At 48.3% G+C, this 20,080-nt stretch carries 19 protein-coding genes; 7 read left to right on the forward strand and 12 right to left on the reverse strand.

Annotated elements, in window-relative coordinates:
• Window positions 1-501: 501 nt before the first annotated feature.
• From P4S53_RS05210 to P4S53_RS05230, 5 genes are all read right to left on the reverse strand, one after another.
• Window positions 502-999 (reverse strand): GNAT family N-acetyltransferase, encoded by a 498-nt coding sequence (locus P4S53_RS05210; RefSeq protein WP_337111711.1) that lies wholly within the window; start codon window positions 997-999, stop codon window positions 502-504.
• 53 nt (window positions 1,000-1,052) lie between these two features.
• Entirely contained in the window at window positions 1,053-1,604 is a 552-nt protein-coding gene (locus tag P4S53_RS05215; RefSeq protein WP_337111712.1) for a VRR-NUC domain-containing protein, read from the reverse strand.
• A gap of 126 nt (window positions 1,605-1,730) precedes the next feature.
• A complete protein-coding gene (locus P4S53_RS05220; protein ID WP_337111713.1) occupies window positions 1,731-2,105 on the reverse strand; it encodes a hypothetical protein in 375 nt (124 codons plus the stop codon).
• A 143-nt stretch (window positions 2,106-2,248) separates the two neighbouring features.
• Entirely contained in the window at window positions 2,249-2,767 is a 519-nt protein-coding gene (locus tag P4S53_RS05225; protein WP_337111714.1) for a GNAT family N-acetyltransferase, read from the reverse strand.
• A gap of 513 nt (window positions 2,768-3,280) precedes the next feature.
• A complete protein-coding gene (locus tag P4S53_RS05230; RefSeq protein WP_337111715.1) occupies window positions 3,281-4,846 on the reverse strand; it encodes a glycosyl hydrolase family 18 protein in 1,566 nt (521 codons plus the stop codon).
• 1,405 nt (window positions 4,847-6,251) lie between these two features.
• Between P4S53_RS05230 and P4S53_RS05235 the strand changes: the two genes are divergently transcribed.
• On the forward strand, window positions 6,252-6,527 hold the full coding sequence (locus P4S53_RS05235) for a hypothetical protein (protein ID WP_337111716.1): 276 nt from the start codon (window positions 6,252-6,254) through the stop codon (window positions 6,525-6,527).
• Window positions 6,528-6,685: 158 nt separating this feature from the next.
• On the opposite strand, the gene P4S53_RS05240 is transcribed toward P4S53_RS05235, so the two are convergent.
• From P4S53_RS05240 to P4S53_RS05265, 6 genes are all read right to left on the reverse strand, one after another.
• Window positions 6,686-7,111 (reverse strand): hypothetical protein, encoded by a 426-nt coding sequence (locus tag P4S53_RS05240; protein WP_337111717.1) that lies wholly within the window; start codon window positions 7,109-7,111, stop codon window positions 6,686-6,688.
• Window positions 7,112-7,317: 206 nt separating this feature from the next.
• Window positions 7,318-8,037 (reverse strand): hypothetical protein, encoded by a 720-nt coding sequence (locus P4S53_RS05245; protein ID WP_337111718.1) that lies wholly within the window; start codon window positions 8,035-8,037, stop codon window positions 7,318-7,320.
• A gap of 288 nt (window positions 8,038-8,325) precedes the next feature.
• Window positions 8,326-8,910, reverse strand: a complete 585-nt coding sequence (locus P4S53_RS05250) for a DUF1963 domain-containing protein (protein WP_337111719.1) — start codon at window positions 8,908-8,910, stop codon at window positions 8,326-8,328.
• 225 nt (window positions 8,911-9,135) lie between these two features.
• Window positions 9,136-9,480: a hypothetical protein gene (locus tag P4S53_RS05255; protein ID WP_337111720.1), complete on the reverse strand. Its 345-nt coding sequence runs from the start codon at window positions 9,478-9,480 to the stop codon at window positions 9,136-9,138.
• Between the two features lie 153 nt (window positions 9,481-9,633).
• Window positions 9,634-10,230, reverse strand: a complete 597-nt coding sequence (locus tag P4S53_RS05260; protein WP_337111721.1) for a hypothetical protein — start codon at window positions 10,228-10,230, stop codon at window positions 9,634-9,636.
• Window positions 10,231-10,304: 74 nt separating this feature from the next.
• On the reverse strand, window positions 10,305-11,249 hold the full coding sequence (locus P4S53_RS05265; protein WP_337111722.1) for a hypothetical protein: 945 nt from the start codon (window positions 11,247-11,249) through the stop codon (window positions 10,305-10,307).
• Between the two features lie 542 nt (window positions 11,250-11,791).
• On the opposite strand from P4S53_RS05265, the gene P4S53_RS05270 reads away from it, so the two are divergent.
• Both P4S53_RS05270 and P4S53_RS05275 read left to right on the forward strand, forming a co-directional pair.
• Window positions 11,792-12,052 (forward strand): hypothetical protein, encoded by a 261-nt coding sequence (locus P4S53_RS05270; protein WP_337111723.1) that lies wholly within the window; start codon window positions 11,792-11,794, stop codon window positions 12,050-12,052.
• A gap of 2 nt (window positions 12,053-12,054) precedes the next feature.
• Window positions 12,055-12,213, forward strand: a complete 159-nt coding sequence (locus P4S53_RS05275; RefSeq protein WP_337111724.1) for a hypothetical protein — start codon at window positions 12,055-12,057, stop codon at window positions 12,211-12,213.
• Between the two features lie 147 nt (window positions 12,214-12,360).
• On the opposite strand, the gene P4S53_RS05280 is transcribed toward P4S53_RS05275, so the two are convergent.
• Window positions 12,361-12,777: a lytic polysaccharide monooxygenase auxiliary activity family 9 protein gene (locus P4S53_RS05280; RefSeq protein WP_337111725.1), complete on the reverse strand. Its 417-nt coding sequence runs from the start codon at window positions 12,775-12,777 to the stop codon at window positions 12,361-12,363.
• 552 nt (window positions 12,778-13,329) lie between these two features.
• Between P4S53_RS05280 and P4S53_RS05285 the strand changes: the two genes are divergently transcribed.
• The 4 genes from P4S53_RS05285 (at window position 13,330) to aspA (ending at window position 20,045) form a co-directional block, all read left to right on the forward strand.
• Window positions 13,330-15,042, forward strand: a complete 1,713-nt coding sequence (locus P4S53_RS05285; protein ID WP_337111726.1) for a transporter substrate-binding domain-containing protein — start codon at window positions 13,330-13,332, stop codon at window positions 15,040-15,042.
• Entirely contained in the window at window positions 15,039-16,451 is a 1,413-nt protein-coding gene (locus tag P4S53_RS05290) for a sigma-54-dependent transcriptional regulator (protein WP_337111727.1), read from the forward strand. The genes P4S53_RS05285 and P4S53_RS05290 overlap by 4 nt, the downstream gene beginning before the upstream one ends.
• A 348-nt stretch (window positions 16,452-16,799) precedes the next feature.
• Window positions 16,800-18,092 (forward strand): dicarboxylate/amino acid:cation symporter, encoded by a 1,293-nt coding sequence (locus P4S53_RS05295; RefSeq protein WP_337111728.1) that lies wholly within the window; start codon window positions 16,800-16,802, stop codon window positions 18,090-18,092.
• Between the two features lie 522 nt (window positions 18,093-18,614).
• Window positions 18,615-20,045 carry an aspartate ammonia-lyase gene (aspA, locus tag P4S53_RS05300; protein ID WP_161443929.1) on the forward strand — a complete coding sequence of 477 codons (1,431 nt, stop codon included), beginning with the start codon at window positions 18,615-18,617 and terminating at the stop codon, window positions 20,043-20,045.
• Window positions 20,046-20,080 lie beyond the last annotated feature (35 nt).

A 20,080-nucleotide genomic window follows, 5' to 3' on the forward strand; every position in this document is an offset into this window, starting at 1 on the left:
TGTCGCGCTTGAGTTCTGTGGTTTGCTTGGCCTTGTGTGATGCGCGCCAGGTACTCTTTGTTGGGTCAAAGAGTACCCAGAAACCCTTTTGTTCTCTGGTGTGGTTCGGGTCGGTTGTAGGCGCCCCTGGCGCCGACAACCTGAAAATTCGTCCTGAATTTTCCCCTGGGGGAGTGGTTTTCTTTTGGTTTTTTGGGGTGTTGTGGTTGGGGGATTTTGGTACGAATGAGGTATGTCGCGCTTGAGTTCGGTGGTTCACTTGGCCATGTGTGATGCGCGCCAGGTACTCTTTGTGGGGTCAAAGAGTACCCAGAAAACCTTTTTGTTCTTTGGTGTTGTCCGGGGCGGTTGTAGGCGCTCCCGGCGCCGACAACCTGAAAATTCGTCCTGAATTTTCCCCTGTGGGAGTGGGTTTCTTTTGGTTTTTTGGGGTGTTGTGGCTGGGGAATTTGGAGCGACCGAGGTATGTCGCGCTTGAGTTCTGTGGTTTACTTGGCCTTGTTAACCAGCAGCCTCGAAGTGGATAAAGAACATGAGAAGATCAACATCCTTCGCTTTTGACAACCTGTAATTTTCACCAACGATATTGGAAACAGCAGACTTCCAGAAACTGAGTGCGCCTGAGTTTTCCAGAAGAACTCGAATTTGCCACTGACCAGGAAAAGTATTGATGAGTTGTTTCAAAACGTCCTTACCTACTCCTCGGCCTTTAAACTTACGGAGTACAAAAAACTGAGCAACATCATATAACGATAAGTCACCAGGGTAGTGACGAATCAGAACAAACCCTGCAAGTTCGTTATTGACCATGATGAAATATGGGATATGGTCATTTCGTTCCCAATAAGGATCAAACTTTGAAAAGTCATAACCCGAAAAATTGCCACCTTTGTCAGGATTCCATTTCATATACTCTGACATGTCGTATACGTAGTAACAGAACAGATTTTCAAGGATGTGTCGTTCTTCTCTTCTGATTTTTACCAGCTGAACTTTCATGTTTCTCCCTGCCAGTGAACGCCGCGCGTTGACAGTGCCTCTTGAGGTGTTTGTTAGTTGCGTTCTATCCATGATAGTGGAAATTCTATGACATCAAGTACATAAGTTTTAGGTTTATATACTTGCTTCTCTTCAGTCAGATAAACGACTGCAACGTCACAGCCCAAAATTGACTTGATTTGTGAAAGACATACAAGTTGTGACGATGAAAGACGATCTGTCTGCTTCTTTACTTCTACGAAAAGAACTGAACCATCTTCTTTGTAAAGAAATAAATCAGGTTCCCCCGATGTTAACCCTTGCCTAAGCGCTTTGAACATAGCTAACCGAGTAGCGTTGATAAATTTAGCTACAGCGGCACGACCTTGCACATATTTATCGTTATTTAGTTCCCAATCACCTAATGCATAAAACGCCGTTCCATGCCAGCCTAGCTCCAGGTATTTCTTAAGAGCATAGTATTCGCCAAAGTGATAATTGGGCTGATTATGCACATCTTGAGGCACAAACAATGATTCTGGAATCCAGTCTTTATGACCATTTTTCCAATCATCCAGCAGAGATTTTGGATATGAAAACGTTGTTTCTGTTATTTCAAAATTCATCGACTTTCCTTGGAGTAACTAACAGCCGCTTAAGGGGCTGGCAACGCATCAGCACTAAACTCAAACATAGCAGCCATAACCATTTCAGTTTAATGAGACTAGGGACATCCCTCGTTGACGGCTTTGTTATATTTTGGGTGGTTTAAATACATAAAATCTGAATATTAAAGCTTGAATCGTAGCAGGGAGTCCCAAAACAACACCTGCCTCGTGACCACCAAATAAAGTGATAGTTAATATAATTAATGCGCCAGATAATAAGTAATACACGTATTTTGGCGTTGCCCATTTGCAAATCGCCCAATGAAATGGGACTCCGATGATAAGCCAACCTGTAACAGACAGAGCTAAGTATACCGAAGCAAACAAGCCAAAGATTGCCACAAAGTCTTGAATAGGATAGGTAAGTAATGGAACTCCAAGCTCATAAATGGAGTAAGCAATTACAAATAGGAAAACCCACCCAACACTACGAATTATTGCGTCATCCCAATGACCCATTAGCTCTGGCTCCGAATGAAAATAGAACGCGCGTTAAGGGGCAGGCGCGCAAGATATAAGTTCCTGTAAAATGCCTTAACCACCAAACCAAACGCATAATAATGCCACGTGTTGCGAATCACCTTTCAGCGTTTGTGATACCGTTACTTACAGTTGACCCAATACCTAGCCAATGGATTTGGAAAAACCTTACCCATAACGATTTTTTCAAACTCGCCACCATTGGCTTCGATGACACCACGCGAAGCAAAGTTATCCTCGTCAGCGGTCAGCAGAGCTCGTTCTATACCGAGATCGGCCGCTTTCGACAGGACCAACTTTAGCATGAACTTACCGTTACCTTTGCCACGATGTGAGGGTGCTATATCGTAGCCAATATGCCCCGCCTCTAAAGCAAGAAAATCATTGTCGATATTGTGTCGAACCCGAATAGCTCCGAGGATTGACCTTGTACTATCGATCAGCCAAAAGTGACTGCATGGCACATAACCCTCAGGTAGGTTGATACCCGCAGCTTCGTCGCTCAAGCGCTGGACATACTTGGAAAAATCAGTTTTACCTTCAAGGTAATACTCAGCATTTTCGGCATCGTTTTGAGCAAAGTCGTCATAGAAATGCGCAAACGCAGACTGAAACTCAGGCGAGGGTACAACTAACTCCATGTCATTTATCTCCGATAAGGCATAACATTTTGATACGACATGATGTCGCATAACGCTGTCGTATATTCATTTCTGACAAACCATCTAAATGCATGATTATTTTAGACAACTCATGAAAAATGATATCAATCCATCAGTCAGTGATACGAGATCTTATCGAGTATCTTATCCAAATCGCTCATGCTATCCAATTGATGTTATTGGCTTTTTCGTGTTTCATGATTGACCGCAAAAATCACACTCGCCGCATGGATTTCGCTTGCGTGAGGATGACGAACCTGAGTTGGGTCGTCGTCCCAGATAGACCAAAAATCAAAAAGGGCTTCCAGGGTACTTTTTTGTCCACAAAGAGTCTCTGGTGCGCATCACAGCATGCCAAGAAAACCACCAGACGCAGGCATGCTAAATCCCCAAACGGCAAACGGGTTTTGGCAAAACCAAGGCGTTCAGCCATGACGTCAGGCGGGAAACATGTTCCCGCCTGGATCGATACGATGATCTTGTTCGGTATGTTTACAAGGCCGTCCACGGGCTGTTTGGTGTGCCCGGTTCGTGATTGAGCGTCCACCACATGGCTTGGTAGATGATGCCATTGTGGGTAACACGATCACCGGATTGATAGGTAGCTTCTGCAGACCAATTGACCGCATGGGTGAAGTCAATCTTTTCCCATGGTCCGTGCGGATGGCCGGGTTCGTCGTTTTTGGACCACCATTTGGCCTGATAGACAAAGTGATTGAATCTGACGCGATCACCGGCGAGATAGACGGCATCTGGTTGCCAGTCTGTCACGTCCGGCAGAGTGTTCATATCCAGATTACCGACACTGATATTCATGGCATTGAGCAGATCGCCATTGTCCTGACCGTATTCCCACGAGAACAGGCCGCCGAGTTTTTTACGGGTACCCAACTGGCCTTTGGCGATAACATCTGCCGGGTGATCAAAGCCGACAAATGCCGCATCCGAGCTACGCCATGCGTAGTGACACTGGCAATCCGGATCGAAACGAATCTCGAAGCCGTTCACGCCTTGTCCGTCTGGCCCGAGGATCTCATTTGAGAGACGGGTATAGGTCGCGATGCCTTCGACATCCCAGGGATTCACCGCTTTCGGAAAACCGGCAGTTGCCACGCCGCCAAAGGGCGACCCCTGAGGATTTAAGGTGACGCCGTCCCAGCCCTTGGCATATTTGGCAACGCCCAGGACGAGCTTTTCAGCAGGCATGCCTAAACCAAGCAGATTCTGAACCGCATCTTCAGCGCCATAGCCATACCCTTTGGCTAAGTTGCCATTATGGGCACTGAGCGCGGTGTGATGGCCGACATTGTCAGATGACCAGGCTCCGAAGAAGTCGTAGGTCATCAGGAATATCAGATCCATGGCAGGCTCTGCCCGCTGATAATTGACTTTCGCGGTATAGGACTCTGCTGTCGCAATGGCTGATGTCACCAGATACTCACGGCCGGTTTCGGCACTGAGTGTGTCCATGGCGGCCCGCAGATCGATCATCAGGTCCGCATAGGCTTCCCCTTCAGCACGGTTTTGCGGCCATTCCCAGTCAATGTCGACCCCATCAAAGGCTGGGTTTGCTTTCAGGTAATCCACCATGGCCTGAACGAAAACCTGCCGGTTGTTACTGTTCATCGACATCGGAGCGAACGGGCCATCGCCGCCCCAGCCCCCGATCGAGGGCAGAATTTTCAGGTGCGGGAAGCGGGTTTTCAGCTCACTGAATTGAGCTGAGAAGGCTTTATCAACCGTGCTGTTAGTTTCAGCCAGCGTAAAATCTGGCTTGCCGGCGCAGGTGGCTTCGTGACCGGCTCGTTGGCCCGGACCGCAAATATCTAAAAATGCGTAGAGGAGATGCGTCAGGTTGTTCCCGTTAATCTGGCTGATACTGGCCGGATTCGACCAGTTCGCCACATAAGTGGCCACCACATGGCCGCTGTTTTGCTGAAATTCGCCGTGGGTGCCGGTGAACAGATCGGGCTCAGTGATATGACTATAGGCAACAGTGCTTGCAGCCATCAGCGCCAGCGCGGCAGGACACCATTTGAAAGCAGGCTTCATCTTCATTGCTGATTCCTTGAGTGTGGGATATCGCTTATATGGGATCAGTTTCACTTTGTCGGCAAGTGCTGCGGATGCGTTATCACACGGTTCTGTGGGGGTGTTTAAAACAGTTTTCGACTGAGTAACTTGTTCTTTGCGGGAATATAGGATCTCCATCAATGTCTATTTTCCCTTGGGGAGTGGGTTTCTTTTGGTTTTTTGGTGTGGTTATGGATTTTGGTACGGGAGAGGTATGTCGCGCTTGAGTTCTGTGGTTCTTTTGGCGATGCGTGATGCGCGCCAGACACTCTTTGCGGGGCCAAAGAGTGCCCAGAAAGCCCTTTTTGTTCTTTGGTGTTGTCCGGGTCGGTTGTAGGCGCTCCCGGCGCCGACAACCTGAAAATTCGTCCTGAATTTTCCCCTGGGGGAGTGGGTTTCTTGTGTTTTTTTTGGGTGTTGTGGCTGGGATTTTGGAACGGCTGAGGTTGAGGTATGTCGCGCTTGAGTTCGGTGGTTCACTTGGCCTTGTTTGATGCGCGCCAGGTACTCTTTGTTGGGTCAAAGAGTACCCAGAAAACCTTTTTTGTTCTTTTGTGTTGTCCGGGGCGGTTGTAGGCGCTCCCGGCGCCGACAACCTGAAAATTCGTCCTGAATTTTCCCCTGGGGAGTGGGTTTCTTGTGGTTTTTTGGGGTGTTGTGGTTGGGATTTTGGAACGGCTGAGGTTGAGGTATGTCGCGCTTGAGTTCTGTGGTTCACTTGGCCTTGTTTGATGCGCGCCAGGTACTCTTTGTTGGGTCAAAGAGTACCCAGAAAACCTTTTTGTTCTTTGGTGTGGTCCGGGTCGGTTGTAGGCGCTCCCGGCGCCGACAACCTGAAAATTCGTCCTGAATTTTCCCCTGGGGAGTGGGTTTCTTTTGGTTATTGGGTGTTGTGGCTGGGATTTTGAAACGGCTGAGGTTGAGGTATGTCGCGCTTGAGTTCGGTGGTTCACTTGGCCATGTGTGATGCGCGCCAGGTACTCTTTGTGGGTCAAAGAGTACCCAGAAAACCTTTTTGTTCTTTGGTGTTGTTCGGGTCGGTTGTAGGCGCTCCCGGCGCCGACAACCTGAAAATTCGTCCTGAATTTTCCCCTGGGGAGTGGGTTTCTTTTGGTTATTGGGTGTTGTGGCTGGGATTTTGGAACGGCTGAGGTTGAGGTATGTCGCGCTTGGGTTCAGTGATTGTTGTTGGGCAGAAGCGATTTCAGGAATATATCAATGGCTTTATCTCCATGATTTCCGCGACAGGCGGGAATTATTTCCTTAATCATGTCACTTCGGGCTTGTTCAACACCCGGATAAAGTATCGGTTGCGCGACACTTCTCCTGATTTGTTAAATGTATTTTTTTGACTACTATATACATTTGATCGTAAAAAAAGAGTACGGAAATGGAATTTGAAACTTTAGCAAAAATACTTTGCAGAGAACTCACGTTAGAATCGAATTCAGGGCACACATTTAAGTGGAATTATCGAGGCGATAATAAGATTGCGATAAAACCCGAAGGTTTCGATACAAACGCGCTCACTTTGCGTAAAACAGTTTCAGATATAATTATCGAGGTTACAGATTCTGGGACAAATAACTATATGTATAAAGAAACTAGCATCACAAAAGCAACTGTCCTTGGCCTCAAGGCATTGTCTAATAAACTCAAATTATAACAATGAGGCTGCATTAGCTAGCAGCCCTTGTCGCTTAAGGCTCGCCCAAGTGGCTGGCAACACACCACTAAACTCAAACATAACAACCTCGGCTCAATGGGACTGGCAACGCCACGCGTTGACAGTCCCTCTTGAGGTGCTTGTTCGCACACACGCGGCTACATCATGCACTCTGTCGCTGTTTTCGCTTGTGCGACACCTTTTTCGATGATTGCCAATACTTGATCATTCTTCACTGAAGACACGATTTTATCGAGCAAATTTTCTGCTGTCGCCTCAGAAGAAACATCAACTAAGCAACTGTAAGCGTTAGAAACTTTATCGGTTGCAGCTGCAACCGCCTGATGGTCAGTGAAATCGGTGTTGATCAATGTGTCTATCGACTGAGTAAAATCTTGCGCCTTTTGAGTCGCATCACCAAACACTTCAAGATTGAGGTTGTTCAAATCAAGCGAATCGGCTTTCTGCTGCAGACTATCGACTGCTTTGTTCGCTGCTGCTTGAGCCTCATCAATCGCTTTACTCGCATCATCACAACCCACTAAAGCGAGCATTAAAGTCAAGGTGATTACTGATTTTTTCATCTTAAGCCTCTGAGTGAAAAAGAGATGCCGATACTAAACGAAGGCTTAGACGCAATGAACAAAAATACCGTAACAGGATGCGACCATCTGATTGCTATCCTCAATGCGATGCTTCGGGATGGCGTCCGACGGGGAGAAAAAACGGCGTTAATTGAAGGATTAACGCCATAGTTTTTGGTTAGAATTACGTTTCGATACAAGTCTATCTATTCTCGTAACCCATCACCAAACTCACTAAAATCGTTAATTTCACTTAGCTTAAATCGCTTATCAAGCGTAAAGCTCGTCCAACTCTCTTTAAATATTGGATCTGCATGTTCTTCATGACGGTTAATATTTTCTTTCACCAGCATTTTCTTTGTCAGATAGTTAATGCTAGTAACGACCTCTACTGTTGGCCCTCTGTTAGCACTTCTGTCATAACCGATCAGCTCAAAATCTTCTCCCTGATAACGAAAATTGTAGCGCCAGTGTCCATAGCGACCATGAGCGAAAAGGATATACAGCTTTCCTTTTTCAATTTTGGTGTAAATATCTGGTACGAAGTATACACCGCCATCTTCTTCTTCTGAATAAAAGCAATTTAGATTTTCAACGACTAATTCGTATTTTTGTTGGTTTCTTAAAGCAACAACGATCCCTCTTCGGTTGAGGTCTACTTCACCACGAAATTCATCAACAACAACTTTATTTGGGTCTGTCCCTTTTATGATTAAAACCACGTCCTCTTGACTATCTTTGTTTAAGTCACCATAAATCGTTTCTGTCACGAAGTATCCATCAGGAACCAATTCCCGCAGGGAGTCCTCAAGCCCATGATGATTTTGAGCAAAAGCACTCGTTCCCCAAGTAAGAAAAAATACTAAAAATATACTTCTCATTTTCCATCCCGATACTATTTCAGTAGCCATTCTAACGAATGACATGGACTCCCCCTCATTAGGCTCTACCACATGTGGTCAGTCTGAGTCCAAAATTACCGAAGGCGCCATACCACATTCTATCTATGGTATTCATTTAGCCAAACATAGCTTCAGGATTCACGGTGAAGATCACCAAGGCAAGATATTGATTCACAAAATAATATCACGCTCAAAAATTTCTTGAGACGTTTGCCAATATCTCGCCAGCCTTTATTGGTCAAGCAGCCTGTAGCGCCTCTCATTACAGGGAACGAGAACCGGTTAAGTTCGGTTTAAGTACTCTGTTATGCTTTATCCGCACTGCCAAAGAAATTTACCCTGAGATCCCTCGTCATTTATGAATGCGTAACCAATGCCTGCATCACCAAAATTAACTTCAAAAGGCATGGAGCATGAATCTAATTGAGCAAAAAATTTCCAGTTTGACTTTGGCTCTGGAAACTCTTCCCCTTGCATAAAAGCTGGCTCTCCGCCAACGCGACAGCCTTCGACAGAATCAGGCTCAACTGTTCTATTGAGTAGGAATGTTTGAAATTCATTCCTTGTAGGGCCTGACGCAATAGCTTTAGTGGGCAGCTGTGTGGAGCTATTGGGTTGGATTATGATCGCATTTTCTCCACCATCATGCTCCCATGTCCCATCAACATATTCATCGTTTTCTTCAGTCATAAAGATGTAAGCGATTTTTCCGCTGTACTCTTTCAGACCGATCTCTTGTAGAGAAATTTGACAAATAAATCTCATTGGCATTCCAAGTTCCTTACTTAAAGGCCACTGAGGTGAATCAATCCAGTCTGGTTGTCCCCCAAACTTAGTTACAGACAACTTTTGCAGAGTATCTGAAACTTCAAATTCTAATACTTGGACTGTATCCATTATTCTTCCTTGTTATGATTTAAACATAACGAATGACATGGACTCTTCCTTATCAGGCTTTGCACACTTGGGAAGTTTAACCCCAAAATTACCGAAGGTGCCATGTCTTCATTTGTCTATGGCATCGATTTAGCCAATATAGTTGCAGTATCCACGGTGAGTATCATCAAGACAAGATGTTGACTCACAAAACAGGAGCGTGCTTAAAAGTCCTTGAGATGTTTGTTATGTTCGTAGCCTCGTATGCCACCGAGTAACTTCAGCGAACCTACCTTCATAGGCCCTATTTACCGTGGCTACGTGAGCTGTGCAGTCAAAATTAAACAGTACTACGCGTTTTTTAATGGTTTTAACTTTATCTGTATCAACTTCAACTGTTAAAGAAGCTTTCAATAACGTTGATAAGTCGATATTTTCCTTTGTTGCTTCACTTCTAAACCAAGCTGATAGCTCATTGGAAATATAGAGTTCAAGTTGCCCAACAATAGAATGTGAAACGGTTCCATCGAGCAAATTAATACATAAGACACCATTGGGCAGCTCAGATAACGTTTCGAGGTCTTCTCCCATTCGCCAACCGACAAACATTTTGGGTAGAACTTCTACGTAATGATTGATCCTTTTTAGTCCCATAATCCCTCTAGAACATAACGCCCGCAGCACGCGCGGTTTTGTAGTGAAGGCGAAGCCGCAACGGAAAAAGCGTCGCCGTGCCTGCGATTATTATGGAGACTTATTTCCATAAGCATACATCCCAACATTTTTGGTCTGTGGATCTTCCATGTACACCAAATAGAAAATATCATCATTTAATAGCCTTATCTTGTGCAATGCTAACAGCCGCATAATCTTATTCATCCAGTTAGGAATATTCTTTTCAAAGTACTCAATCGGAAATTCTTGGTCATAAGGATTCTGCGCATGAAGCCGTTCACCACATTGCCCGTGGATCTTTATAAGCTCACTAAGCTCCATTCTTCCAGATGTTACTTCATCCAATAGTTCAACACCGTCTTTTTGAGTATGCTGTAAAGGTATTGGATAAAAGTCTTTGTTCAGCTTCTCAACGTCTTTAATTATTTTTGACACCCGCCAAGAATCCCGGAATTTCTTTTGATTAGCTTCAAATACTTCTTTATTTGCTGCCAATGTAGATAGCGCTACCAGTTCTAGGACCATTCGCACTTGCAATAGTAAGGTTTCTATTTGAACAGTTTTGTATGGGAAATTGATCTTTTCATTAAGAAGAGCAGTTATGACCTCAATTCGCTTCTTTATTTCTTCCATGATTTTTCTATATTCTTGGAAATCCGGCTTCACACTCATCTCCATAACGCCCGCAACACCGGACAATTTGTAGCGCAGCGGGAAATTGTTCCGAGTGCTTGCGATTGTTATATTTTTGCTTGAATGTCAACAGAACCAACACCCCAATCCCCATCATCTTGTTTAATAAATACCAAGTTCGCTTTGGTAAGGAATGAACTATCTGTACCCATCCATTTGGCAAGCTTTGCTTTCTCATCAGATAGCTGTACATTTTTCTTTGCCACTTCACTTTGAAGAATCTCTTGTATAATACCAGCTGAAAAATCAGCCAAGCTGAGCAAGTCAGTGGTTCCCGCATCCTTTTCGAATGGCTTTGCAAATCCATATATTTCGTACAGATTGTCGCTATACATTGATAGGCAGTGCCCAAATATCTTCTGTGTGTGGGTGAAATCCCGTTTTTTCCCATCTACATTTATTGAATCGTGATCGCATAACCACAATATCTTCTGACCTGAGAAAGCAACAAGCGACATAAGGATGCTAATTGCATGGCATACTCGAAGTACTTTTTCTGATTCCTTGCCTTTCCACTCGCCTAAATCGTTGCTTCGAAATAGCTCTACAATTTGATTTTGAGCTTCTTTTTTATCAAGACCAAAAAGACTCTGTATTCTCTGATCTATTGAAACAGTAACCAAGATTCCATGAATAAAATTATCAGCAAGACTAAGAAACTCATCTAATGATCTAGATATAGGCCCGTAACCTAGATCTTTAAAGCCGAATTCTTTCCAAGGATCATTCAGGCCATTTTTAGCTCTTAATTGCTTAGTCTTCTCTTCGAAAACAACTCTTTTATCTGCTGAGCAAATTAAGAATGAGTAAGTTGTGAAGTCCGCTCCTTTATGCTCACCACCAAAATCAGAAAGAATAAATAACCCTTTATCATCAGAGAAGTCGGGCAGAGAAGCCAGCTTCTCTACCTCTCTAGCAAGCAATCGCCCATACAACGGGTGATCATCTGACAATTTAGTAACCTTAAAGGGACCATTCTTAAATATGCTCATGCTTCCTCTAAAATATAACATTTTATTCAACGATATCATGTCGCATAACTCTGTCGTATAACTATTCCTGGTAAAATCAACCTAACCTCATGATTATTTTAGACTATTGATGCTTAATCATATAAACCAATCAGTAAGTTATACGACATCTTATCGTGTATCTTACCCAAATCACTCATGCTACCCAATTGATGTTATGGACTTTTTTATGATTCATGACCGACCGCAAAAATCACACTCACTGTATGGATTCTTGCTTTCACGAGAATGACAAGCGAGTGCCGGTATAGTTATCCCTGAATCAGGGAAAAATTCAGGACGAATTTTTAGGTTGTCGGCGCCGGGAGCGGCTACAACCGGCCCGGACAGCGGCAAAGAACAAAAAGGGCTTTCTGGGCACTCTTTATCCCGATAAAGAGTGTCTGGCGCGCATCAATGAATGCCAAGAAAGACTCCAGACTCAAGCGCGACATACTCACTCAGCCAAAAAAAGCGAACTCGCCGCATGGATTCCCGCCTTTCGCGGAAATGACGGATTGAAAATGTACATTGATGGCACTCCCACAGGGAAAAATTCAGGACGAATTTTTAGGTTGTCGGCGCCGGGAGCGCCTACAACCGGCCCGGCCAACATCAAAGAACAAAAAAAGGGCTTTCTGGGCACTCTTTATCCCGATAAAGAGTGTCTGGCGCGCATCAATGAATGCCAAGAAAGACTCCAGACTCAAGCGCGACATACTCACTCAGCCAAAAAAACGAACTTGCCGCATGGATTCCCGCCTTTCGCGGAAATGACGGATTGAAAATGTATATTGATAGCACTCCCACAGGGAAAAATTCAGGACGAATTTTTAGGTTGTCGGCGCCGGGAGCGCCTACAACCGGCCCGGACAGCGTCAAAGAACAAAAGGGCTTTCTGGGCACTCTTTATCCCGATAAAGAGTGTCTGGCGCGCATCGATTAATGCCAAGAAAACCGCCAGACTCAAGCGCGACATACCTCCGCTTCACCAGAAACTTCAGCCACGACGCCAGGCGGGAAACATGTTCCCGCCTCGTGATTGCGCGTTTACCCCAGGGCTTTCACGATTAGAAATGACCAGAACGAACAGTCAAACCCCGAAGTCGAAATCAAAGGTTTGATAAAACGCATTGCCGGTATCGGCAACCAGCCAGAGCAAAACGACGACGTGATGGCCCTTCTTATGGTCAGGCAGTACCATTTGATGATGGGTTTTTGCCGGGAGCTCGTTGTCCCAGTAAGGGGCTTCCGGATAAATATTTTCATAGAAAGGTTTGGCTTCAAGCTGAGACCGGGAAATTGCGAAGTCCGGATTCCAGCCATCTTTGGTGATGAAAGCCACATACCCGCGGGTTTTATGGGCCATGGTATACGCCCACTCGATGTCGATAATTTTATTGGCGGGGGCCGGAATCCGGGGCCAGACGGGTTTACCTTCAGCGATCAACTCCCTGTCGGTGAGATTGAGTCTCTGACGTTCATCCAGACGGCCACCACTGCAAATCAAGCCATCCGCAGGTGGCTGGTCGCTGGGGAGTCGGTGGCTTCATACCGATCAGGGCCGGCAGCCAGATCGGGGAAGTTCTTGCCGCCTTCCAGTTCGTTGACATGCCACTCCTGCAAACCCCACCAGCCTTGTTCTGCGGCAATGACACCGCGTGAAGGGGGTTGATCACACGGCCGTGCTTTGGCGTGACGCTACTGACCTTGGGAGATTGATGAATCATAACGGATCGAGCCTCTTGTTGTTTGTATGGTGTCTCTCAGTTATAGATTGGATTGATTGATATGCATCTGGTTTCTTTTGTTTTTACGGAAGTTTTGAAATCACTCGAAAGTCTGGCGAGTGGCGGATCTCGCCAGTGGCGGGTAAACAGGCACTGTGCTACCGGAGGAAGCACTTCTGCCTGTGTAGCACTTTCTTTCCTTGGCTATTGTTGGCAAATCTATAAAATAGCCCCTTCGTTTGTTGGGCGGAATATCACATTCTGCCCGGTGTCGCCAAATCCGGCGTACTGGCTGCTTTGCCGGACTGGCCGGACTGATGAAGGAAGAGTGCATGATCCGGAAGCTGACAGGCTGTCGTGACGTTTGGGGTGCCTGGATGCGCCGGCTCGGTGTCGGACTGTCTTTCTTCTGCACCTTCGGTGTGATGGCTGCACCAGATAGTCAGGTCATTATTGTCGGTGCGGATCATAACTATCCCCCTTATGAATTCATCAATGAAGACGGTGAGCCGGATGGTTACAACACCGAGCTGACCCTGGCGATTGCCGAGCTGATGGGCATCCGTATCGAGATCAAAATGGGGGCGTGGGATGAGATCCGCCGTCAGTTTGATCAGGGCGAAATTGATATCGTCCAGGGCATGATCCAGTCCAGCGCCCGGCAGGCGCGATACAGTTTTTCGCCGCCCCACGCCATCGTGCATCAGTCGGTCTTTGCCCGAAAGGGGAGCCCCTTCGTCGCCAGTCTTGAAGATTTGGCGGGTAAATCCGTGATTGTTCAGCGCAGCGGGGCCATGCACGATTATCTGAGCCATCAGCAGCCGGGTGCGAATCTGATCCTGGTGGATTCTCACGCCGACGGGCTGCGCTTGCTGGCCTCCGGTCAGCATGACTACGCGCTGGTGGCGAACCTGCCGGGTCTGTATACCGGCAAGGCGCTGGAGTTGTCGAATATCATTCCGGCAGGAAAACCTTTCGGTGCCCAGCATTACGGTTATGCGGTGCAAAAAGGCCATGAAGATTTACTGGCCCAGTTCAGCGAAGGGCTGGCGATTTTGAAAAATACCGGCCGCCAGCAGGCGATCTACGACAAATGGCTGGGCCCGCTGGAAGCGCCGGGGATCAGCTGGAAGAAACTGGGCATGGCTGCCGCCACCGTTTCTGCCCTTTTGCTGCTGGTGCTGGGGGGAATTATGATCTGGAACCGGGCACTGAGTCGGGAAGTGGCCCGGCAGACCAAAGCGCAGCAGCTCCAGCAGCAGCAACTGATCCAGGCCGATAAAATGACCTCGCTGGGGATTCTGGTGTCTGGCATGGCCCATGAAATCAACAATCCCAGCAGTTTGCTGCTGCTGAATTTACCCATTCTCAAAGAGGCGTATCAGGATGCGGAAGACATTCTGGATGCCCATTACCAGCAGTACGGCGATTTCACCTTAGGCGGGCTGGCCTACAGCCGCATGCGGGACGAAATTCCCTCCATGCTGGATGATATGCAGGCGGGCACCCAGCGGATCCGCCGCATTGTCGATGACCTGAGGGATTTTGCCCGCCAGGAACCCAGTGCACTCAATGAGGTGGTGGATCTCAATCAGGTGACGGCGGCGGCGATCCGTTTGGTCGACAGCACTCTATCGGCATCGACCCATCACTTTTCGGTTGAATACGGCGATCCGCTGCCGTGTTTTGAAGGCAACGGCCAGCGTATTGAACAAGTGATCATCAACCTGATCATCAATGCCTGTCAGGCACTGACGTCACAGCAACAAAGCATCAGGGTGATGACAGGGTTTAACCCGACCGACAATCTGCTGATCCTGGAAATCTGCGATCAGGGGCAGGGGATTGACCCTGAGCACCTGTCTCACCTGAGTGATCCTTTCTTTACCACCAAACGCGAGCTGGGCGGAACGGGCCTGGGGTTGTCTATCTCATTCAGCATTGTGAGCGAGCATGGCGGCACCTTGAAATATGACTCTAGACTTCAGCAAGGGACCTGCGTGACACTTTCGCTGCCGGCCCTGAAAGGAACAACTGCTTCATGAATACAAATCGCTATCCCGCATTCGGTGTCTTGCTGGTGGATGATGAACCGGCCTTTCTGCGCAGCCTGAGTATTGTGCTGGAGCGGCGGGGCGGGATCAACCATATCGTCCAGTGTCAGGACAGCCGGGAAGCTATGGCTCTGATTGAGCAGGAAAATATCGGCCTGGTGCTGCTGGATCTGACCATGCCGCACTTGTCTGGTGAAGTCTTGCTGCAGCAAATCAAGACAGAATATCCTGAAGTCGGCGTCATTATTATCAGCGGGCTGAATCAGGTGGAAACCGCGGTCAACTGCATCCGGCTTGGCGCGTACGATTACTTCGTGAAGACCACGGAGGAAAACCGGCTGATCGAAGGCGTGAAACGGGCCATTTTGCTGCAGGAAATGCGTGAAGAGCACAACGCTTTGCGGCGCCGGTTTCTTACCGACACCCTGGAGCGGCCGGAAGCCTTTGGCGATATCATTACCCGGGATAAAGGCATGCGCTCTGTGTTCCAGTATCTCGAATCGGTGGCACCGAGCAGCCAGCCTGTGATGGTGTGTGGCGAGAGCGGGGTTGGCAAAGAGCTGATCGCCCGGGCGCTGCATACCCTGAGTGAGCGTGCCGGGCCGCTGATCAGCGTGAATGTCGCCGGACTGGACGACAATGTGTTTGCCGACACCTTGTTTGGTCACCACCGCGGCGCGTTTACCGGTGCCGATAAACCCCGCGCCGGTCTGATCGAGCAAGCGGCCGGCGGCACGCTGTTTCTTGATGAAATCGGCGATTTGAGTCAGGCCTCTCAGGTCAAGCTGCTGCGCCTGATTCAGGAAGGGGAATACTATCCCCTCGGCAGCGACAGGCCGAAACGTCTCAACGCGCGGATTGTGGTGGCGACGCATCAGAATCTGGTGCAAAAGCAACAAAGCGGCGAGTTCCGCAAAGATCTGTATTACCGGCTGAAAACCCATCAGGTGGATATTCCGCCTTTGCGCCAGCGGCGTCAGGATATTCCTCTGCTGCTGGAGCATTTTTTACAGGAAGCGGCCGATGAGCTGGGGAAAGTCAAACCGACGATTCCGAAAGAGCTGCCGGTGCTGCTGGCAAATTATGCGTTTCCCGGCAATATCCGCGAGCTGAGAGCACTGGCGTATGATGCCGTGAGTCAGCACCGTTCGCGCATGCTCTCCATGGAGGTGTTTCGCCGGGTGCTGGATCAGGACAATGATGTCAGTGAGATGAGCGCAGGAAGCCCTCTGACGATGTTCGACCCGGAGCAGCCTTTGCCGACCCTGCAGGAAATGGGTGACTTACTGATCCAGGAAGCCATGCGCCGGGCGCAGGGCAATCAGTCGCTGGCGGCGAAGTTTCTCGGGATCTCGCAACCGGCGCTCAGCAAAAGACTGAAAAAATCTCAGTCGGAGTAACCGCTTCGCATCAGGCTGCAGCATAGGCTGCGGCCTGAACCCCTATAACCAAAGTAAAGGTTATAACTTTGTAAATACTCAATAAGGCAATGTTTTATAAAGAAAAGGTGTGGTGTTGCTGCCCGTGCCTATTCCTTTGGTTATACCCCTTCTTGCGTTGGCCGATCTCCCTTCTTCTGTTCTTTCTTATGAATAACAATGGCTTAGTTTGTTTTTATTGTTTGGCATCATGCTTGCATTAACCCTGCTCCTGTATGTATGGGCGCAGCCCATCCTGACGTGTAAACAATGACAGCGAAGCAGAAACGGGGATGCACCCGACTTCTGTCAATTGGATAAGGAAATAACATGGAACAAGCTCACGAGAAGCCAACCCCGAAAGGTCTGTGGGGCGGACTCGCCTTATGGAAGAAAATTCTGGTCGGTATGATTCTGGGGGTCATTGCGGGCAGCCTGCTCGGCCCTGACGCAGAAATCCTCAAACCTATCGGCACCTTGTTTATCAATGCCATCAAAATGCTCATCGTGCCTCTGGTGTTCTGCTCTCTGGTGGTGGGTGTCACCTCGATGCAAGATACCCGCAAGATGGGACGGATTGGCGCCAAGGCCATTGTGATTTACCTCTCGACCACAGCCGTGGCCATCAGTATCGGTCTGGGTCTGTCCACGATTCTGGCACCGGGTGCCGGCCTGGAGATGACGGCAACTGCCGCGGCGACCGAAGCAAAAGAAGCACCGACCCTGGTTCAGACACTGCTCAGTCTCATTCCGAATAACCCTATCAGTGCACTGGCAACCGGGAACATTCTGCAAATTATCGTCTTCGCGCTGGGCCTGGGTGTGGCGCTGAACCTGTGTGGCGAGAAAGGCAAACCTGCCGTTCAGGTGTTCGAAAGTCTGGCTGAAGCCATGTACAAGCTGACCGAACTGGTCATGAAGCTGGCGCCTTACGGTATCTTCGGTCTGATGGCCTGGGTGGCCGGCAAATACGGTCTGGAGATTCTGCTGCCCCTGTTCAAAGTGATTGCGGTGGCGTACATCGGCAGCCTGCTGCACGTGTTGCTGTTCTACCCGGCGGTGATCAAAGTCTTTGGCCGTCTGAACCCGATGCCTTATATCAAAGGGATCGCGACCCCGGCTGCTGTGGCGTTTACCACCACCAGCAGTTCAGGCACTTTGCCTGCCAGCATTAAATGTGCCCGTGAAGAGCTGGGTGTGTCGAAAGGCGTGTCCAGTTTTGTTCTGCCGTTAGGCGCGACCATTAACATGGACGGCACGGCGCTGTATCAGGGTGTGGCGGCGCTGTTTGTGGCCCAGGCCTTTGGCATTAACCTGGAGTTTGCCGACTATGTGGCCATCGTGATGACAGCGACACTGGCTTCCATTGGTACCGCAGGCGTCCCGGGAGCGGGTCTGATCATGCTGTCGCTGGTCCTGACCACAGTTGGCCTGCCTATGGAAGGTCTGGCAATTGTTGCCGGGATTGACCGTATTCTGGACATGGCGCGTACCACTGTGAATGTCTGCGGCGATCTGATGGTCGCGGTACTGGTGGGTCGCAGCGAAGACGAGCTGGACACTGAAATCTATCACCGCAGCACAGAGAAAACGACGCTGACGGCGAGCGAAGATATCGCTTAATCTTCGAGACGTCTGCAAAGAGAACAAGGCCAGCCGCGAAGGTTGGCCTTTTTTATACAGGCGCTTTTTGAACCGGTGACTTTTTATACAGGAGAACAGGTTTTGCAGACCAAAACTGAAGAATATGACGCAGGAGTTTGTCAATTTCATCAGGTTGGCAGCCCATTTTCACTGTGACGGGTAAAACCCAATATTCAGACCCGGATCATATTCCTGCCGATTGCGTGAGATTGTCAGGACGCAGGCTAACCAACTGCTGAGACAGGCGTTTATTGGTTTCATGCACCAAGGATGCATAAAGAGACGGTAATTACGCATTCGGGGTTGATAAGAATAAATAGCCTTTTTTTGCAATCTCTTCCGCTATGCATTAATTGCATTGTGACTTACTTTTATGCATTTCCCTTTGCCGTTCAAAACAACGATTGTATGAATCACTTAGCCGCCATAAGAAGCTGAAGATGGCTCGTATAAGCGGCGAAGTGGTATCTCTTTCCTACCCATGAGTTTAAGGTGACCGCTATGCTAGATACTGTCCAGCAAGTACGTATTGAAGAAGATCTGTTAGGCCAGCGTGAAATTCCCGCTTCTGCTTATTACGGCATTCATTCTCTTCGCGCTTACGAGAACTTCAATATTTCTTCAATGCGTATTTCCGACGTGCCAGAGTTTGTTCGCGGCATGGTGTTTACCAAGAAAGCGGCAGCACGTGCCAACATGGAACTGGGCAGCATTCCGTCGGAAGTGGGCAAGTACATCATTCAAGCCTGCGATCTGGTGCTGGAAACCGGTAAATGTATGGATCAGTTCATCTCTGACGTTTATCAGGGTGGCGCCGGTACTTCGGTCAACATGAACACCAATGAAGTGATCGCCAACATTGCGCTGGAGCTGAAAGGCCATGCCAAAGGCGAATATCACATCATCAACCCGAACGATCATGTCAACAAGAGCCAGTCCACCAACTGTGCTTACCCGACGGGCTTCCGTGTCGCTGTTTACAACAGCATTATCAAGCTGGTGGGCTCAATTGAGCACCTGCAGGCGGCCTTTGACGCCAAAAGCGAAGAATTCAGTGATGTGCTGAAGATGGGTCGTACCCAGCTGCAGGACGCCGTGCCGATGACGGTCGGACAAGAATTCCACGCGTTCAGTATCTTGCTGAAAGAAGAAATCAAAAACCTGAAGTATTCCGCGGCCTTGCTGCTGGAAGTGAACCTGGGTGCGACCGCGATTGGTACCGGCCTGAACGCCCCGGCCGGTTATCAGGAACTGGCGGTGAAATATCTGGCAGAAGCGACCGGCCTGGACTGTGTACCGGCAGAAGATCTGATTGAAGCGACCTCTGACTGTGGCGCTTACGTGACCGTACACGGCGCGCTGAAGCGTCTGGCGGTGAAGATGTCGAAGGTCTGTAACGATTTGCGTTTGCTGTCATCGGGTCCGCGTGCGGGTCTCAATGAAATTAACCTGCCGGAAATGCAGGCAGGCTCTTCTATCATGCCAGCCAAAGTGAACCCTGTGATCCCGGAAGTGGTGAATCAGGTGTGCTTTAAAGTGATCGGCAACGACACCACAGTGACTTTTGCGGCAGAAGCCGGGCAGTTGCAGCTGAACGTGATGGAGCCGGTGATCGGTCAGGCGATTTTCGAGTCAATTGAACTGCTGAGCAATGCCTGTATCAATCTGGCGGACAAATGTATTTCAGGCATCAAAGTGAACCGTCAGATCTGTGAAGATTACGTCTTCAACTCGATCGGTATCGTGACTTACCTGAACCCGTATATCGGCCATCACGAAGGCGATATCGTCGGTAAGATTTGTGCTGAAACCGGTCGCAGTGTGAAAGAAGTGGCGATGGAGCGTGGCCTGCTGAGCGAAGAAGAGCTGAACGATATTTTCTCTGCTCAGAACCTGATGCGCCCGACCTACAAAGCCAAACTGTACAGCTAAAAGAATGTCATAACGAAAAGAATCTGAAGAACAAT

It is taken from the genome of Photobacterium sp. Hal280 (genome assembly GCF_037162255.1).
Lineage (GTDB): Bacteria > Pseudomonadota > Gammaproteobacteria > Enterobacterales > Vibrionaceae > Photobacterium.

Coding starts and splice junctions, on each gene's coding strand:
- P4S53_RS05285 (WP_337111726.1), top strand. CDS start 13,330: ATGATCCGGAAGCTGACAGGCTGTCGTGACGTTTGGGGTGCCTGGATG.
- P4S53_RS05240 (WP_337111717.1), bottom strand. CDS start 7,111: ATGAAAAAATCAGTAATCACCTTGACTTTAATGCTCGCTTTAGTGGGT.
- P4S53_RS05215 (WP_337111712.1), bottom strand. CDS start 1,604: ATGAATTTTGAAATAACAGAAACAACGTTTTCATATCCAAAATCTCTG.
- P4S53_RS05295 (WP_337111728.1), top strand. CDS start 16,800: ATGGAACAAGCTCACGAGAAGCCAACCCCGAAAGGTCTGTGGGGCGGA.
- P4S53_RS05290 (WP_337111727.1), top strand. CDS start 15,039: ATGAATACAAATCGCTATCCCGCATTCGGTGTCTTGCTGGTGGATGAT.
- P4S53_RS05225 (WP_337111714.1), bottom strand. CDS start 2,767: ATGGAGTTAGTTGTACCCTCGCCTGAGTTTCAGTCTGCGTTTGCGCAT.
- P4S53_RS05265 (WP_337111722.1), bottom strand. CDS start 11,249: ATGAGCATATTTAAGAATGGTCCCTTTAAGGTTACTAAATTGTCAGAT.
- aspA (WP_161443929.1), top strand. CDS start 18,615: ATGCTAGATACTGTCCAGCAAGTACGTATTGAAGAAGATCTGTTAGGC.
- P4S53_RS05245 (WP_337111718.1), bottom strand. CDS start 8,037: ATGTCATTCGTTAGAATGGCTACTGAAATAGTATCGGGATGGAAAATG.
- P4S53_RS05235 (WP_337111716.1), top strand. CDS start 6,252: ATGGAATTTGAAACTTTAGCAAAAATACTTTGCAGAGAACTCACGTTA.
- P4S53_RS05270 (WP_337111723.1), top strand. CDS start 11,792: ATGTACATTGATGGCACTCCCACAGGGAAAAATTCAGGACGAATTTTT.
- P4S53_RS05220 (WP_337111713.1), bottom strand. CDS start 2,105: ATGGGTCATTGGGATGACGCAATAATTCGTAGTGTTGGGTGGGTTTTC.
- P4S53_RS05250 (WP_337111719.1), bottom strand. CDS start 8,910: ATGGATACAGTCCAAGTATTAGAATTTGAAGTTTCAGATACTCTGCAA.
- P4S53_RS05255 (WP_337111720.1), bottom strand. CDS start 9,480: ATGGGAGAAGACCTCGAAACGTTATCTGAGCTGCCCAATGGTGTCTTA.
- P4S53_RS05275 (WP_337111724.1), top strand. CDS start 12,055: ATGTATATTGATAGCACTCCCACAGGGAAAAATTCAGGACGAATTTTT.
- P4S53_RS05230 (WP_337111715.1), bottom strand. CDS start 4,846: ATGAAGATGAAGCCTGCTTTCAAATGGTGTCCTGCCGCGCTGGCGCTG.
- P4S53_RS05210 (WP_337111711.1), bottom strand. CDS start 999: ATGAAAGTTCAGCTGGTAAAAATCAGAAGAGAAGAACGACACATCCTT.